This is a genomic window from Cupriavidus nantongensis (assembly GCF_001598055.1).
Lineage (GTDB): Bacteria > Pseudomonadota > Gammaproteobacteria > Burkholderiales > Burkholderiaceae > Cupriavidus > Cupriavidus nantongensis.
On the sequence record NZ_CP014844.1, the window covers coordinates 348253 to 361658 of the forward strand.

12 protein-coding genes are annotated in these 13406 nt (G+C 67.9%); 9 read left to right on the forward strand and 3 right to left on the reverse strand.

Annotated elements, in window-relative coordinates; all coding sequences use genetic code 11:
• Positions 1 to 106 precede the first annotated feature (106 nt).
• From A2G96_RS01490 to A2G96_RS01510, 5 genes are all read left to right on the forward strand, one after another.
• Positions 107 to 1066 carry a DUF72 domain-containing protein gene (locus A2G96_RS01490; protein WP_062796126.1) on the forward strand — a complete coding sequence of 320 codons (960 nt, stop codon included), beginning with the start codon at positions 107 to 109 and terminating at the stop codon, positions 1064 to 1066.
• Between the two features lie 22 nt (positions 1067 to 1088).
• Positions 1089 to 2510 carry an ATP-dependent RNA helicase DbpA gene (dbpA, locus tag A2G96_RS01495; RefSeq protein WP_062796128.1) on the forward strand — a complete coding sequence of 474 codons (1422 nt, stop codon included), beginning with the start codon at positions 1089 to 1091 and terminating at the stop codon, positions 2508 to 2510.
• Positions 2511 to 2662: 152 nt separating this feature from the next.
• Positions 2663 to 3103 carry a CBS domain-containing protein gene (locus A2G96_RS01500; protein WP_062796130.1) on the forward strand — a complete coding sequence of 147 codons (441 nt, stop codon included), beginning with the start codon at positions 2663 to 2665 and terminating at the stop codon, positions 3101 to 3103.
• A 300-nt stretch (positions 3104 to 3403) separates the two neighbouring features.
• Complete coding sequence (locus A2G96_RS01505; RefSeq protein WP_417926421.1) at positions 3404 to 4990, forward strand: MDR family MFS transporter; 1587 nt, start codon at positions 3404 to 3406, stop codon at positions 4988 to 4990.
• 82 nt (positions 4991 to 5072) lie between these two features.
• Positions 5073 to 5699 (forward strand): glutathione peroxidase, encoded by a 627-nt coding sequence (locus A2G96_RS01510; RefSeq protein WP_062796134.1) that lies wholly within the window; start codon positions 5073 to 5075, stop codon positions 5697 to 5699.
• A gap of 64 nt (positions 5700 to 5763) precedes the next feature.
• Here A2G96_RS01510 and A2G96_RS01515 read toward each other — a convergent pair whose 3' ends face one another.
• Together A2G96_RS01515 and A2G96_RS01520 are read right to left on the reverse strand one after the other, a co-directional pair.
• Entirely contained in the window at positions 5764 to 6492 is a 729-nt protein-coding gene (locus A2G96_RS01515) for a maleate cis-trans isomerase family protein (protein WP_010811436.1), read from the reverse strand.
• Positions 6493 to 6587: 95 nt separating this feature from the next.
• Positions 6588 to 7886: an MFS transporter gene (locus A2G96_RS01520; RefSeq protein WP_062796136.1), complete on the reverse strand. Its 1299-nt coding sequence runs from the start codon at positions 7884 to 7886 to the stop codon at positions 6588 to 6590.
• A gap of 234 nt (positions 7887 to 8120) precedes the next feature.
• On the opposite strand from A2G96_RS01520, the gene A2G96_RS01525 reads away from it, so the two are divergent.
• The 3 genes from A2G96_RS01525 to A2G96_RS01535 all read left to right on the forward strand — a co-directional run bounded on the left by A2G96_RS01525 (position 8121) and on the right by A2G96_RS01535 (position 11127).
• On the forward strand, positions 8121 to 8795 hold the full coding sequence (locus A2G96_RS01525; protein ID WP_231909606.1) for a GntR family transcriptional regulator: 675 nt from the start codon (positions 8121 to 8123) through the stop codon (positions 8793 to 8795).
• A 34-nt stretch (positions 8796 to 8829) separates the two neighbouring features.
• A complete protein-coding gene (locus tag A2G96_RS01530) occupies positions 8830 to 9678 on the forward strand; it encodes a fumarylacetoacetate hydrolase family protein (RefSeq protein ID WP_062796140.1) in 849 nt (282 codons plus the stop codon).
• Positions 9679 to 9882: 204 nt separating this feature from the next.
• The gene (locus tag A2G96_RS01535; protein WP_062796142.1) at positions 9883 to 11127 is read left to right on the forward strand and encodes a M20 aminoacylase family protein; all 1245 of its coding nucleotides are present in this window, start codon (positions 9883 to 9885) and stop codon (positions 11125 to 11127) included.
• A 24-nt stretch (positions 11128 to 11151) separates the two neighbouring features.
• On the opposite strand, the gene A2G96_RS01540 is transcribed toward A2G96_RS01535, so the two are convergent.
• Positions 11152 to 12024 carry an AraC family transcriptional regulator gene (locus A2G96_RS01540; RefSeq protein WP_174549287.1) on the reverse strand — a complete coding sequence of 291 codons (873 nt, stop codon included), beginning with the start codon at positions 12022 to 12024 and terminating at the stop codon, positions 11152 to 11154.
• 127 nt (positions 12025 to 12151) lie between these two features.
• Between A2G96_RS01540 and A2G96_RS01545 the strand changes: the two genes are divergently transcribed.
• Positions 12152 to 13399 (forward strand): MFS transporter, encoded by a 1248-nt coding sequence (locus A2G96_RS01545; RefSeq protein WP_062796144.1) that lies wholly within the window; start codon positions 12152 to 12154, stop codon positions 13397 to 13399.
• Positions 13400 to 13406 lie beyond the last annotated feature (7 nt).

Genomic DNA, 13406 nt, shown 5'->3' on the forward strand with positions numbered 1-13406 from the left:
GTCGTCCTCTTCCGGTTTTTTTATGGCGACGGCTTGCGGCCGTGCCGTCACCACAAGGCGCGGTTTCCCGCTAGACTGCCAGTCTCGCGTCTCGGGAGACCGCGCCATGCCAGCACGCACCGCGGCGAAGGCCGCATCCACGCCTGCCGCAACCTCTGCGGCCGCAGCAAAAGCCGCAGCAAAAGCCGCAGTCAAAGCCGCGTCCAAAGCTCTATCGACCGCGCCCTCGCGCAAGGCCGCCGCGCCGGCCAGCCTGGTGCGCGTCGGCATCGGCGGCTGGAATTACGCGCCGTGGCGCGACAATTTCTATCCCGCCAAACTGCCGCAGTCGCGCGAACTGGCCTACGCCAGCCGTCACCTCAGCGCGATCGAGATCAACAGCACCTATCACGGCACGCAGAAGCGCACCTCGTTCGCCAAGTGGCGCGACGAGACCCCCGATGACTTCGTCTTTGCGGTGAAGGCCTCGCGCTTTGCCACCAATCGCCGCGTGCTGGCGGAGTCCGGCGAGTCCATCGCGCGCTTTATCGACAGCGGCATTGCCGAACTGGGCCGCAAGCTGGGGCCGGTGGTATGGCAGTTCGCGCCGACCAAGCAGTTCGATGCGGAAGACTTCGAGGCCTTCCTGCAACTGCTGCCGCCTTCCGTCGAAGGCGTGACACTGCGCCACGTGCTGGAGGTGCGGCACGACAGCTTCAGGTCGGCTGACTACCTCAAGCTCGCGCGCAAGTACAAGGCCGCCACGGTTTTTACCGATGCGCAGAAATTCCCGTCGATGGCGGACCTGACCGCGGATTTTGTCTACGCGCGGCTGATGGAAAGCAGCGCGAAGCTGAACACCGGCTATGGTCCGAAGGCGCTCGACGCATGGGCCGCGCGCGCACAGTCATGGGCGCAGGGCGCGCAGCCGGATGACCTGCCGATGCTCGAGGACCGCAAGCCCGCGGCACGCAAGCGCGAGGTCTTTATCTTCTTTATAAACGGTGCCAAGGAACGCGCGCCGGCCGCCGCCCAGGCCTTGCTGGAGCGGCTGGGCTGGACCCCGCCCGCCGCCGCGGATGCCTGACGCCGGCTCGCTATAATCGCGCATGAACTCGACCCCTGTCCAAGCCCCCGCGCAGCCGCCAGCCGGCCCCGCTTTCTCCACCCTGCCCTTGTCGCCCGCGATGCTCGCCACGCTGGCGCAGCTGGGCTATGACGAAATGACGCCGGTCCAGGCGGCCAGCCTGCCGATCACATTGGCCGGCCACGACCTGGTGGCGCAGGCCAAGACTGGCAGCGGCAAGACCGCGGCGTTCGGGCTGGCGCTGCTGCACCGGCTCGATCCGCGCCGCTTCGACGTGCAGGCCATGGTGCTGTGCCCGACGCGCGAGCTGGCCGACCAGGTCACGCAGGAGATCCGCCGCCTGGCGCGCGCCGAAGAGAACATCAAGGTGCTGACGCTGTGCGGCGGCGCGCCGATGCGCCCGCAGGTCGACAGCCTGATCCATGGCGCGCATATCGTGGTCGGCACGCCGGGGCGAATCCTGGACCATATCGATCGCGGCAGTCTGGACCTGTCGGCGATCAACACGCTGGTGCTGGACGAGGCCGACCGCATGCTCGACATGGGCTTCTTCGACGATATCGCCTATGTGGCCAGCCGCTGCCCGCGCGACCGGCAGACGCTGCTGTTCTCGGCCACCTACCCGCCCGGCATCGACAAGCTCAGCCACCGCTTCCTGCGCAATCCGCAGTCGCTCAAGCTGGAGGCGACGCACGACAACAGCACCATCCGCCAGCGCTTCTACGAGGTGGAAGAAAGCGAGCGCCTGAACGCGGTGGCGCGGCTGCTGGACCACTTCCGGCCGGCCAGCACGCTGGCGTTCTGCAATACCAAGGCGCGCTGCCGCGACCTGGTGGAGCTGCTGCGCGCGCAGGGGTACCAGGCGCTGGCGCTGCATGGCGAACTGGAGCAGCGCGAGCGCGACCAGGTGCTGGTGCAGTTTGCCAACCGCAGCTGCTCGGTGCTGGTGGCCACCGACGTGGCCGCGCGCGGGCTCGATATCGCCCAGCTCGAGGCGGTGATCAATGTCGAGATCACGCCCGACCCGGAAGTGCACGTGCACCGCATCGGCCGCACCGGCCGCGCCGACCAGGAGGGCTGGGCCTTCAGCCTGGTCAGCATGGACGAGATGGGGCGCGTGGGCAACCTGGAGCAGCACCACGGCGGCGAGTTCGAATGGCATCCGCTGGCCGAACTGACGCCGGCCAGCACCGAGCGCCTGCTGGCGCCGATGGTGACGCTGCAGATGCTGGGCGGCCGCAAGGAGAAAATCCGTCCCGGCGACATCCTGGGCGCGCTGACCGGCGAGGCGGGCTTTGCCAAGGAGCAGATCGGCAAGATCAACGTGCTGGAAATGTCGACCTATATCGCCGTCGAGCGCAGCATCGGGCGCGAGGCGGTGAAGCGGCTCAACGCCGGCAAGGTCAAGGGCAAGAAGGTGAAGGTGCGGATGCTGACCGAGTAGCTGGGACGCCAGTAGTGGCGGCGCCACACTCTGCTTACAAAGATTAGCGTAAGTCACCCTGTAAGCCTGCGCATTCCTTTGCTACTCTGGTTCCATTGGCAGCAAGGCAGGTAGCGCCAGCCGCATGTTTCTCGACGGAAAAGGAGTTGGTGATGAAAACCGCACGCCAGGTTCTGGAGTCCAAGCCGAGTCAGGCCATCTACAGCATTCCGCCCACGGCATCCGTCTACGCCGCGCTGCAGCTGATGGCCGAGAAAGGCATCGGCGCGTTGCTGGTCCTCGAGCATGGCGAGATCAAGGGCATCATCAGCGAGCGTGACTACGCGCGCAAGGTGATCCTGATGCAGCGCACCTCGCGTGAGACGCTGGTGCGCGACATCATGACCACCGCGGTGATCTACGTCAGCGCCAACCAGACCACCGACGAATGCATGGCGCTGATGACCCGGCACCGGCTGCGCCACCTGCCGGTGATGCAGGGCGACGAGCTGATCGGCATGCTGTCGATCGGCGACCTGGTCAAGGACATCATCTCCGAGCAGCAGTTCATCATCGAGCAGCTCGAGCATTACATCACCGGCGGCGGCCGCTAGCGGTTGCCTCCAAACACTACCGTCATTCCCGCGCAGGCGGGAACGACGGTGGTTATCTGAACGGCATTGCCTTAAGCGGCCTGCTTTAGCCCGTCTGCGCGGTGAGGCAGCCGCGCTGCGTGGTCGTGACCGTCATCCGATCTCGCAGCAAGCACGATATTCGCTGGCCGCATATAATTATGCGTTCGCTGAATTAGGCCACCCGCTCCGGCATCACGCCCTCCTCGCGCGGTTCCCGGCCACGATTCCCTGCTTTTGACGTTGCTTTCGCCGCACATTGCTGCGGCCCTGTGCTTGCCCATGTCTTCGCCCGCCTCCGCCGGTTCCACCGCGTCTGCCGTTCCGACCACACCCGACCACGCTGCCGCCCTCCCCACCCATGACCACCGCGCGGTGATGCGCGTGATCGGCGGCATCGTGCTGTGCATCCTGCTGGCCGCGCTCGACCAGACCGTGGTGATCCCGGCAGTGCCGGCGATCGCCAATGACCTGAACGGCTTCGGCCACCTGTCGTGGATCGTCACGGCCTACCTGATCGTGTCGACGGTGACCACGCCGCTGTACGGCAAGCTGTCCGACAGCTTCGGGCGGCGGCGACTGCTGATGGTGGCGATCACGCTGTTTATCGGCGCCTCGGTGGCGTGCGCGCTGGCGCAGACGCTGGGGCAGCTGATCCTGTTCCGCGCGCTGCAGGGTGTGGGCGGCGGCGGGCTGATGTCGCTGGCGCAGGCCGCGATCGCCGACGTGGTGGCGCCGCGCCAGCGCGGGCGCTACCAGGGCTACCTGGCCACGGTATGGGCGGTGGCGTCGATCGCCGGGCCGCTGGTGGGCGGCTGGGTCTCGGACCACATGTCGTGGCGCTGGCTGTTCTGGGTCAATGTGCCGCTGGGGCTGCTGGCGATGTTCATGTGCTACCGCGGCCTGGCCATGCTGCCCGCGCGCGGCGGGCGCGCGCGCGTGGACTGGCTGGGGGCGCTGCTGCTGGCGGTGGCCATCGTCGCCTTCCTGCTGGCGATGAGCTGGGGCGGCGATGTCTATGACTGGCTCTCGCCGGAGCTGGGCGCCCTGCTGCTGGCCGCCGTCGCCGCCGTGCTGCTGCTGACCTGGCAGGAGCGCCGCGCGGCCGACCCGATGTTGCCGCCGCGCCTGTTCGCCAACCGTGCCTATGTGCTGGGCGTGGCCGCGTCGGCGCTGGCGGCGCTCGACATCTTCCTGTGCATCTTCGCCCTGCCGCTGCACTTCCAGCTGGTGCGCGGCGCCGATGCGTCGACCTCCGGCCTGCTGGTGATGCCGTTCCTGCTGGCCACGGTGGCGGGCAACTTTATCGTGGCGTGGCTGGCGCCGCGCGTGGGCCGCATGCGCGGCATCCTGACCGCGGGCTATATCGCCGGCGCGCTGGGCCTGATCGTGCTGGCGCTGGTGACCCCGGCGGTGCCGGTGGCGGTGGTGCTGGCGGCGATGTCGCTGGCCGGCGTGGGCCTGGGCATCACCATGGTGGCAACGCTGATGAGCGTGCAGAACGCGCTGGAGCGCCGCGATACCGGCGCCGGCACCGGTGCGCTGCTGGTGCTGCGCTCGCTCGGCAGCGCGCTCGGCGGCGCGCTGGCCGGCACGCTGCTGACGCTGGAATTCCGCCAGGCGCTGGCGGCTTCCGGGGTGACGCAGGCGCTGGACCTGGGCGCGCTGCGCCATGGCAGCGAGGCCTTCGCGCAGCTGTCGCCGTCGGTGCGCGCGGTGCTGGCCGGCGGCGTGGAGTCCGGCTTCCACCTGATCTTTGCGGTGGGCGCGGCGGCGGCGGTGCTGGCGCTGCTGATCGTGCGCCGCATGCCGGATGTTGAGCTGCGCAGCAGCGTTACCGAGCACGCCGCCACGCTGGCGATGGACTGACGCGGGGCGCATCCGGCAGGCCGCCATCGGCGTAGACTACGCGTACCCAAACCAGCGAGCCGACTACCGGAGCCCCGTCGCCATGAGCCGTCGCCCCCTGACTTTCCGCCTGTCCGTTCCCCTGGCTGCCGCCCTCGCCCTGGCAGCCGCCAGCGCGGCCCTGTTGCCGGCACCGCTGCGCGCCGCCGACAAGCCCGCCACGTCCGCAATGCCCGCCGCCGGCACCTGCCCGGCATCGCTCAACTTCACCTTCCCGCGCCTGCAGGACGACGCGCCGCAGAACCTGTGCCAGTACGCGGGCAAGGTGGTGCTGGTGGTCAATACCGCGAGCTATTGCGGTTTCACGCCGCAGTACGAAGGGCTCGAGGCGCTGTACGCCAAGTACAACGCGCGCGGGCTGGTGGTGCTGGGCTTCCCGTCCAACGACTTCTCGCAGGAGCCGGGCTCGCAGAAAGAGATCGCGGACTTCTGCTACAACACCTACGGCGTCAAGTTCCCGATGCTGGGTAAATCGCATGTGCGCGGCAGCGATGCCAACCCGATGTACGCGCTGCTGGCAAAGCAGACTGGCACCGCGCCGAAATGGAACTTCTACAAGTACCTGATCGGCCGCGACGGCAAGGTGGTGGCCAGCTACGGCAGCCGCACCGCCCCGGACGACAAGGAGCTGGTGGCGAAGATCGAATCGCTGCTCGCCGCGCCGCGCTGAGCAGCGACGCGCGTGCGCTTGCCTTCAGTCGCGCACCAGCTCCTCGGTCGGCATCGGTCCCGGCTTACTCGACTTCGCGGAACAGCCGGCCCCAGCCGCGCAGCTCGCGCGTATCGACGCCGCACAGGCGCAGCGATTTCCACACCACCGTGGAGATGGTGTCGTACAGCGGGATGCCGGTCTCGGCTTCCAGTTCTTCGGCCAGGTGCGCGGCGCGCAGGTTGGTGCAGAACGTGGTGATGGCCTGCGGCTGGTGCTGCGCCAGCCCGCGCACCATTTCGCGGATGGTGTCTTCCTCGACCTCGGCGAAGCTGTAGTTCACGTGCAGGTCCAGGTGGCTTTCGGCCACGCAATGGAAGCCGCTGCGCTCATAGTTGGCGATGATGCGCTGCTGCACGTCGTCCAGGTACGGCGTGGCCAGCCCGAAGTTGCGCGCGCCGGTCTTTTCCAGGATCTCGTTCAGTGCCAGCACCGAGGTCGTGGCCGGGATGCCGGTGGCTTCGGTGATCTGCCTGCACAGCGCTTCGTCCTTGTCGAAGCCGAGCCAGCCGGACGAGGTGCCGTTCCAGGCGATGACATCGACACGCGCGTCGGCCAGCAGGCTCGCCGCGGCCAGGATCTTGTCGAGGTTGAACTGGCCCAGGGCCTGGTCGCGCAGCGAGATCTCGGTCACGGTGAAGCGCGAGAAATGCGCGCTGACATTGGGCAGGCCGGCCACCATCGCGCTGGTGATCGGTTCGAGCGCGGTGTTGGAAGACGGCGTCAGCATGCCGAGTCGGATTTGCTTGGTCATTGTGTTCTTGTCTCAGGAGTGAGTGCGGGCGCCGGGACGTTGCCGGCGCCTGTCGCGGGATTTCTGTTTGCGGAACTCGGTGATCCGACGGGTCTTCAGACGGGAATCTTAGTCTCGTAGTCGATCGCGGTGGAAGCCAGCAGCAGGCCCACGCCGGCCGCGGCGAAGAACATCAGCGCGAGGAAGTACGAGCCGGTGAACTGCACGATCATGCCGACGATGATCGGCACCGAGATGCCGCCGATATTGCCGCCCAGGTTCATCACGCCGCCCAGGAAGCCGACCTTGTTGCGCGTGCCCAGCATCGACGGCACGCACCAGAACAAGCCGCACCAGCGCAGGAAGAACAGCGTGGAAGACAGCAGCACGACCACCACCACCGGGTCGGTGACATAGGCCACCGAGAAGATCGACGCCGTCGCCACCACCGCGGCGATGCCGAACAGCGTGCGCATCACCACATTGGGCCGGCCGCCGGCTTCCTTCCATTTGTCGGCGATCCAGCCGCCGATCAGTTCGCCGACGAAGCCGCTGAAAAAGATGATGAAGCTGGCGCCGCCCATCTGCTTGATATCGAAGCCGTGCACCTTGTTCAGGTAGTTGGGCATCCAGGTCAGCAGGCCGTAGAACACGGTGTTGAAGCACATCCAGCCGATCGCCATGCACCACACCGAGCGGTACTTGAAGAAGTCGAGCGAGCGGCCCGACAGGTTGGCCGGCTCGGCGCGGTGTTCACTGGCCAGGGCTTCCTCGATGTAGCGCGCTTCCAGTTCGTTGACGCCGCGGTGTTCGCGCGGGGAGTTGCGCACGTAGTACCAGGCCACCACGCCGGCCAGCACCGTGCCGACGCCGGCGACGATAAAGGCCAGGCGCCACGAGTCCAGCGCGGCGATCAGCCAGGTGATGATGATCGCGCCCAGGGCCGCGCCCAGCGGGGCGCCGCCGTCGAGCAGGGTGGCGCCGCGGCCGCGCTCGTTCTGCGTCATCCAGATCGCGTTGAGCTTGCCGCCGGCCGGGTAGATCGGCGCTTCGGCGGCGCCCAGGCCCAGGCGCGTCAGCAGCAGCTGGGTGGCGTTGGTGGTGAACGCCGCCACGGCCTGGGCGATGCCCCAGAACACGGTGGCGCACGCGATCACGATGCGCGGCTTGTACTTGTCGGCGAGCATGCCGCCCGGCACCTGCATCAGCGCGTAGGTCCAGAAGAAGGAGCTGAGGATCAGGCCCTGCATGGCGGGGCTGAGGTCGAACTCCTTGGCGATCAGCGGCATCGCCACCGACAGCGAGGCGCGATCGATGTAATTGATCGCGATAAGAAACAGCATCATCAAGAAAATCTTCCAGCGTACCGAGGTCCTGGCCTCGGTCATCGCTGTTGCCCGCGTTGTCGTCTGCATGACGGCGTCTCCTGTTTTCGTCCTTCGGTTGAGGCAGTTCTGATGGGGTGTCGCGCAACAGGCCGGAGTATAGGATACGTAATCTGTAATTACAACGCGTGTAAGTCTTTGATTTTACGATGTTGCGGATGCACAATTTAGGGGTGTGGTAGCCTTGCTGTGGTGCATTTCCCCATTTTGGTGACGTCTGTGACACAAACGCTTTCCCCTTCCGCGCGTCTGCGCACGCTTGGCATGTCGGCCGAAATCGCCGCGCGGCTGCGCACCATGATCGAAGAGGGCGAACTGCCGCCCGGCGCGCGCATCGACGAACGCGCGTTCTGCGAGACCTTCGATGTGTCCAAGACGCCGCTGCGCGAGGCGCTGAAGGTGCTGGTGTCCGAGGGGCTGGTGCTGCACCGGCAGTACATCGGCTACCGGGTGGCGCCGCTGGACCTGGAAGAGTTGCGCGCGACCTTCGAAACCCTGCACGGCCTGGAGGCGCTGGCGGGCGAACTGGCGGCGCAGCGGCTGGGGGCGGCGACGATGGCCAAGCTCGAGCGGCGCCACCAGGCCATGATCGACGCCCACGCGGCGGGCCGGCGCACCGACTACTTCCGCATCAACCAGGAAATCCACCAACTGATCATCGACGGCGCCGCCAACCCGGTGCTGGCCAGCATCTACGCCGCGCTGATGAGCAAGGTGCACCGCGCGCGCGGCGCCGCCAACGCCGATACGCTGCGCTGGCAGGAGTCGCACGAGGAGCACGAGGCCATCATGGCCGCGCTGCGCGAACCCGGCCGGCCGCGGCTGGCGCAGGTGCTGCGCAGCCATTCCGAAAACACCGCCCGGGAAGTGCTGACCGTGGTGGCGCAAACGCTGGCCGAGGGCAATGCGCGCAACGGCGCGCTCAAGCGGTCGGCCTGAATCCCTTCCAACAACTCACCACCCCACGACGACGATGAAACTGGTTCGAGTAGGCAACCCCGGCGCCGAGCGCCCGGGCATGATCGACGATGCCGGCCGCGTGCGCGACCTGTCCGGCGTGATTCCCGATATCGATGCGGCGCAGCTGGCGCCGGCCGCGCTGGAAGCGCTGGCGCAGGTCGACCCGCACACCCTGCCTGTCATCGAAGGCGCGCGTTTTGGCGTGCCCTGGACCGGTATCGGCAAGATCGTCGCGATTGGCCTGAACTATGCCGACCATGCCGCCGAAGCCGGCATGCCGCTGCCGGCCGAGCCGATCGTGTTCCTGAAGGCCAACAGCTCGCTCAATGGTCCCAACGACGCGGTGATGCTGCCGTTCGGCTCGCACAAGACCGACTGGGAAGTGGAGCTGGGCGTGGTCATCGGCACCACCGCGCGCAATGTCTCGCGCGAGCAGGCGCTGCAGCACGTGGCTGGCTACTGCGTGGTCAACGATGTCTCGGAGCGCGAGTTCCAGATCGAGCGCGGCGGCACCTGGGACAAGGGCAAGGGCTGCGACACCTTCTGCCCGGCCGGCCCGTGGCTGGTGACGCGCGACGAAGTGGCGGACCCGCAGGCGCTGGGGCTGTGGCTGGAGGTCAACGGCGAGCGCGTGCAGCAGGGCACCACCGCGACCATGGTGTTCGATGTGGCCACGCTGGTCAGCTATGTCAGCCGCTTCATGACGCTGCTGCCAGGCGACCTGATCGCGACCGGCACGCCGCCCGGCGTCGGCATGGGCTGCAAGCCGCCGCGCTTCCTGAAAGCCGGCGACACCATGCGCCTGGGCGTGGACGGACTGGGCGAGCAGGTGCAGCGGGTGGTGGCGTACGGCGAGCGCTGAACACGGCCGCCGCCAGGGTTCCCCATCGATACGCTTTTATACAAAGCGTTGGGTTTCCACACAAAGCGTACGATTAGGGCAACAGTTCTGGCGCAGAAAGCGGCCGGATTACATGGTTTTACAGGAAATCGGGGGCCTGACGTTTCGTTCGCCTTTTCTGCGTGAAATACTGGTTATACAGGTTTCGCCAGAGAGCAAAACGTCATGTCCGAGCACGCCCCCGAAATCGAGTCTTACCTCGGCACCACCCTCCAGTCCCCCGGCTCATCGCTGAAGCATCGATACTGCGCGCTGGCTGATACCCTCGACAGCCGCGCCGAACTCGAAGCCATCCGGCGCAATATCCACCAGCATCCCGAGCTTGCTTTCGACGAGGTCCGTACCGCCGGCCTGGTCGCCACCTTGCTCGAAGGGTGGGGCTACGCGGTCACGCGCGGCGTGGGCGGCACCGGGGTGGTGGGTACGCTGCGCTGCGGCGAGAGCGGCCACAGCGTCGGCATCCGCGCCGACATGGATGCGTTGCCGATCCACGAGCGCACCGCGCTGCCGTACGCCAGCGTCAACGCCGGCCGCATGCACGCCTGCGGCCACGACGGCCATACCGCGATCCTGCTTGGCGCGGCGCGGCAGCTGGCGCGCACGCGCAATTTCAACGGCACCGTTCACCTGATCTTCCAGCCGGCCGAGGAAATCGGCGCCGGCGGCGGCGCTGAGCGCATGCTGGCCGACGGGCTGTTCGAGCGCTTTCCGTGCGATGCCATCTTCGGCCTGCATAACCATCCGGGCGTGGAGCAGGGCACATTCCTGTTCCGTGCGGGCCCGTTCATGGCCGCGTGCGATACCGTCACCATCACCATCCGCGGCAAGGGCGGCCACGCCGCGCGGCCGCACCAGTCGGTCGACCCGATCCTGGTGGCGGGCAGCCTGGTGATGGCGCTGCAGTCGGTGGTGTCGCGCTATGTCGACCCGAACGAAACCGCGGTGGTGACGATCGGCACGCTGCACGCCGGCCACGCGCCCAACGTGATTCCGGACAGCGCCCGCATGGAGCTGAGCGTGCGTTCGTTCAGCCCGGAAGTGCGGGCCGCGCTGGAGCAGCGCATCCGCCAGCTCGCGACCTCGCACGCCGAAGGCTATGGCGCCGTGGCCGAGATCGACTACGTGCGCGGCTACCCGGTGCTGGTCAACAGCGAGCGCGAGACCGAGTTCGCGCTCCAGGTAGCCGAGGAACTGGTCGGCGGCGGCAAGGTGGTGGACCAGGCCGCGCGCATCGCCGGCAGCGAGGACTTCGCCTACTTCCTGCAAGAGCGCCCCGGCTGCTTCGTGCGGCTGGGCAACGGCGCCAACCAGCCGCTGCTGCACAACGCCGGCTATGACTTCAACGACGACAACCTGACCGTCGGCGCGGCCTACTGGACCCGGCTGGTCGAGCGCTACCTGGGCCACTGAGCGCGGATTCCGCGCGCCAGCGCCTTAGCGGAAGAACGCGCTCGGCGGCACGCCGAACTGCCGCCGGAACATGGTCGCGAACGCGCTCGGGCTGTCGTAGCCGAGGTCCAGCGCCACATCCACCACCTTGCTGCCGGCCGCCAGCTTTTCCAGCGCGGCCAGCAGGCGCGCCTGCTGGCGCCATTGTCCGAAGGTCATGCCGGTCTCGCGCGCAAAGCGGCGCTGGATGGTCTTGGGGTCCAGGCCGAGGCGCGCGCCCCAGTCGGCCAGTGTCAGTGCGGTGTCGGGAGCGCCGGCAATGGTGTCGCAGATCTTGCGCAGGCTGGCATCGGCCGGACGCGGCAGGTGCAGCGGCAGCGACGGCACCAGCATCACCTCATCGAGCAGCAGCCGCATCAGGCGCGCGTCGCGCGTGTCGGGCGCGTAGGGCAGGGCGATCTCGACCGCGGCCAGGATCAGCTCGCGCAGCAGCGGCGAGATGCCCAGCACGGTGCAGCGCTGCGGCAGGTCGGGCGCGGCATCGGGGCGGATATACGCGGTGCGCATCTGCACGCGCCCCACCATGCGGATCCAGTGCGTGGTGCCGCCCGGCATCCACATGCCGCGCGTCGGCGGCACGATCCACTGGCCTTCGGCGGTGGCCACCACCATCACGCCATGCACGGCGTGGATCAGCTGCGCATGCGGATGCTGGTGCGGCTGGGTCACGTGGCCGGGCAGGTAGTCTGCGGCCATCGCGGTGACCGGCAGCGGGCTGCGGTCGAAGCGCACATAGGCCGGCGGATCGGCATAGGTGTCGCCCAGCGCCAGCGTCTCGGGCGTGGGATCGGGCAGCCGCTGCCGGGGGCGGCGGCTGTCGGGGGCCGCGGCGGAAAGAGGGCGGGGGGCGCGCGCCATGTCCTTTTCTCCAAGGTTGCGGACCTATTCTCGCAGGACAGGCGCGGGCACGCCAGCTAGCATCGGTGCTCAGATCCTTCCCGGCCGGCGCCCCCGCTGGCCGCTTTCCGTTTGTCGAGAGCCGCCAATGAGCACAACCATCGACTCCGCGCCGGCTGGCGCAGCCCCCGCGACCCCCTCGCTTGCCCCGTCCCCGCAGGCGGAACGCACCGGCTTCCGCGTGCTGTCCGCGATCAGCTTCGCCCACTTCCTCAACGACATGATCCAGTCGCTGATCCTGGCGATCTATCCGATGCTGAAGGGCGGCTTCAACCTCAGCTTCACCCAGATCGGGCTGCTGACCATGACCTACCAGGTCACCGCGTCGCTGCTGCAGCCGGTGGTGGGCCTGTACACCGACAAGCATCCCAAGCCGCATTCGCTGGCGGTGGCGATGGCCTTTACGCTGGCCGGCCTGCTGCTGCTGTCGGTGGCACCCAGCTACGGCGTGCTGCTGGTGGCCGCGGCGCTGGTCGGCACCGGTTCGTCGATCTTCCATCCGGAGTCGTCGCGCGTGGCGCGCATGGCGTCGGGCGGCCAGCACGGGCTGGCGCAGTCGATCTTCCAGGTGGGCGGCAATGGCGGCAGCGCCATGGGTCCGCTGCTGGCGGCGCTGATCGTGCACCAGCAGGCCAGCCTGGCGTGGTTCTCGCTGGCGGCGCTGGTGGGCATCGTGGTGCTGTGGCGCATCGGCGGCTGGTACGCGCGCCAGCTGGCGCAGGGCGCGCGCAAGCGCAAGGCGGCCGGCGCCACGGCCAGCCCGGTGGCGACGCGCGTGGTGGTGCGGGCCATGGTGGTGCTGATGGTGCTGGTGTTCTCCAAGTACTTCTACATGGCCAGCCTGACCTCGTACTACACCTTCTACCTGATGGAGCGCTTCGCGCTGGCGCGCCAGGACGCGCAGCTGCACCTGTTCCTGTTCCTGTTCGCGGTCGCCGCCGGCACCATCCTGGGCGGCCCGATCGGCGACCGCATCGGCCGCAAGCGCGTGATCTGGGCCTCGATCCTGGGCGTGGCGCCGTTCACGCTGCTGCTGCCGCACGTGGGCCTGTTCTGGACCACGGTGCTGACCTTCATCATCGGCTTTATCCTGGCGTCGGCGTTCTCGGCGATCCTGGTGTTCGCGCAGGAGCTGATCCCCGGCAAGGTCGGCATGGTGTCGGGGCTGTTCTTCGGCTTTGCCTTCGGCATGGGCGGCATCGGCGCCGCGGTGCTGGGTGGCATGGCCGATACCCACGGCATCCGCGCGGTGTACGAGTACTGCGCCTACCTGCCGCTGCTGGGGCTGCTGACGGTGTTCCTGCCGGATTTGCGCGAGGGACCGCAGCGCGTGTGAAGCGTGG

Coding starts and splice junctions, on each gene's coding strand:
- A2G96_RS01490 (WP_062796126.1), top strand. CDS start 107: ATGCCAGCACGCACCGCGGCGAAGGCCGCATCCACGCCTGCCGCAACC.
- dbpA (WP_062796128.1), top strand. CDS start 1,089: ATGAACTCGACCCCTGTCCAAGCCCCCGCGCAGCCGCCAGCCGGCCCC.
- A2G96_RS01500 (WP_062796130.1), top strand. CDS start 2,663: ATGAAAACCGCACGCCAGGTTCTGGAGTCCAAGCCGAGTCAGGCCATC.
- A2G96_RS01505 (WP_417926421.1), top strand. CDS start 3,404: ATGTCTTCGCCCGCCTCCGCCGGTTCCACCGCGTCTGCCGTTCCGACC.
- A2G96_RS01510 (WP_062796134.1), top strand. CDS start 5,073: ATGAGCCGTCGCCCCCTGACTTTCCGCCTGTCCGTTCCCCTGGCTGCC.
- A2G96_RS01515 (WP_010811436.1), bottom strand. CDS start 6,492: ATGACCAAGCAAATCCGACTCGGCATGCTGACGCCGTCTTCCAACACC.
- A2G96_RS01520 (WP_062796136.1), bottom strand. CDS start 7,886: ATGCAGACGACAACGCGGGCAACAGCGATGACCGAGGCCAGGACCTCG.
- A2G96_RS01525 (WP_231909606.1), top strand. CDS start 8,121: ATGTCGGCCGAAATCGCCGCGCGGCTGCGCACCATGATCGAAGAGGGC.
- A2G96_RS01530 (WP_062796140.1), top strand. CDS start 8,830: ATGAAACTGGTTCGAGTAGGCAACCCCGGCGCCGAGCGCCCGGGCATG.
- A2G96_RS01535 (WP_062796142.1), top strand. CDS start 9,883: ATGTCCGAGCACGCCCCCGAAATCGAGTCTTACCTCGGCACCACCCTC.
- A2G96_RS01540 (WP_174549287.1), bottom strand. CDS start 12,024: ATGGCGCGCGCCCCCCGCCCTCTTTCCGCCGCGGCCCCCGACAGCCGC.
- A2G96_RS01545 (WP_062796144.1), top strand. CDS start 12,152: ATGAGCACAACCATCGACTCCGCGCCGGCTGGCGCAGCCCCCGCGACC.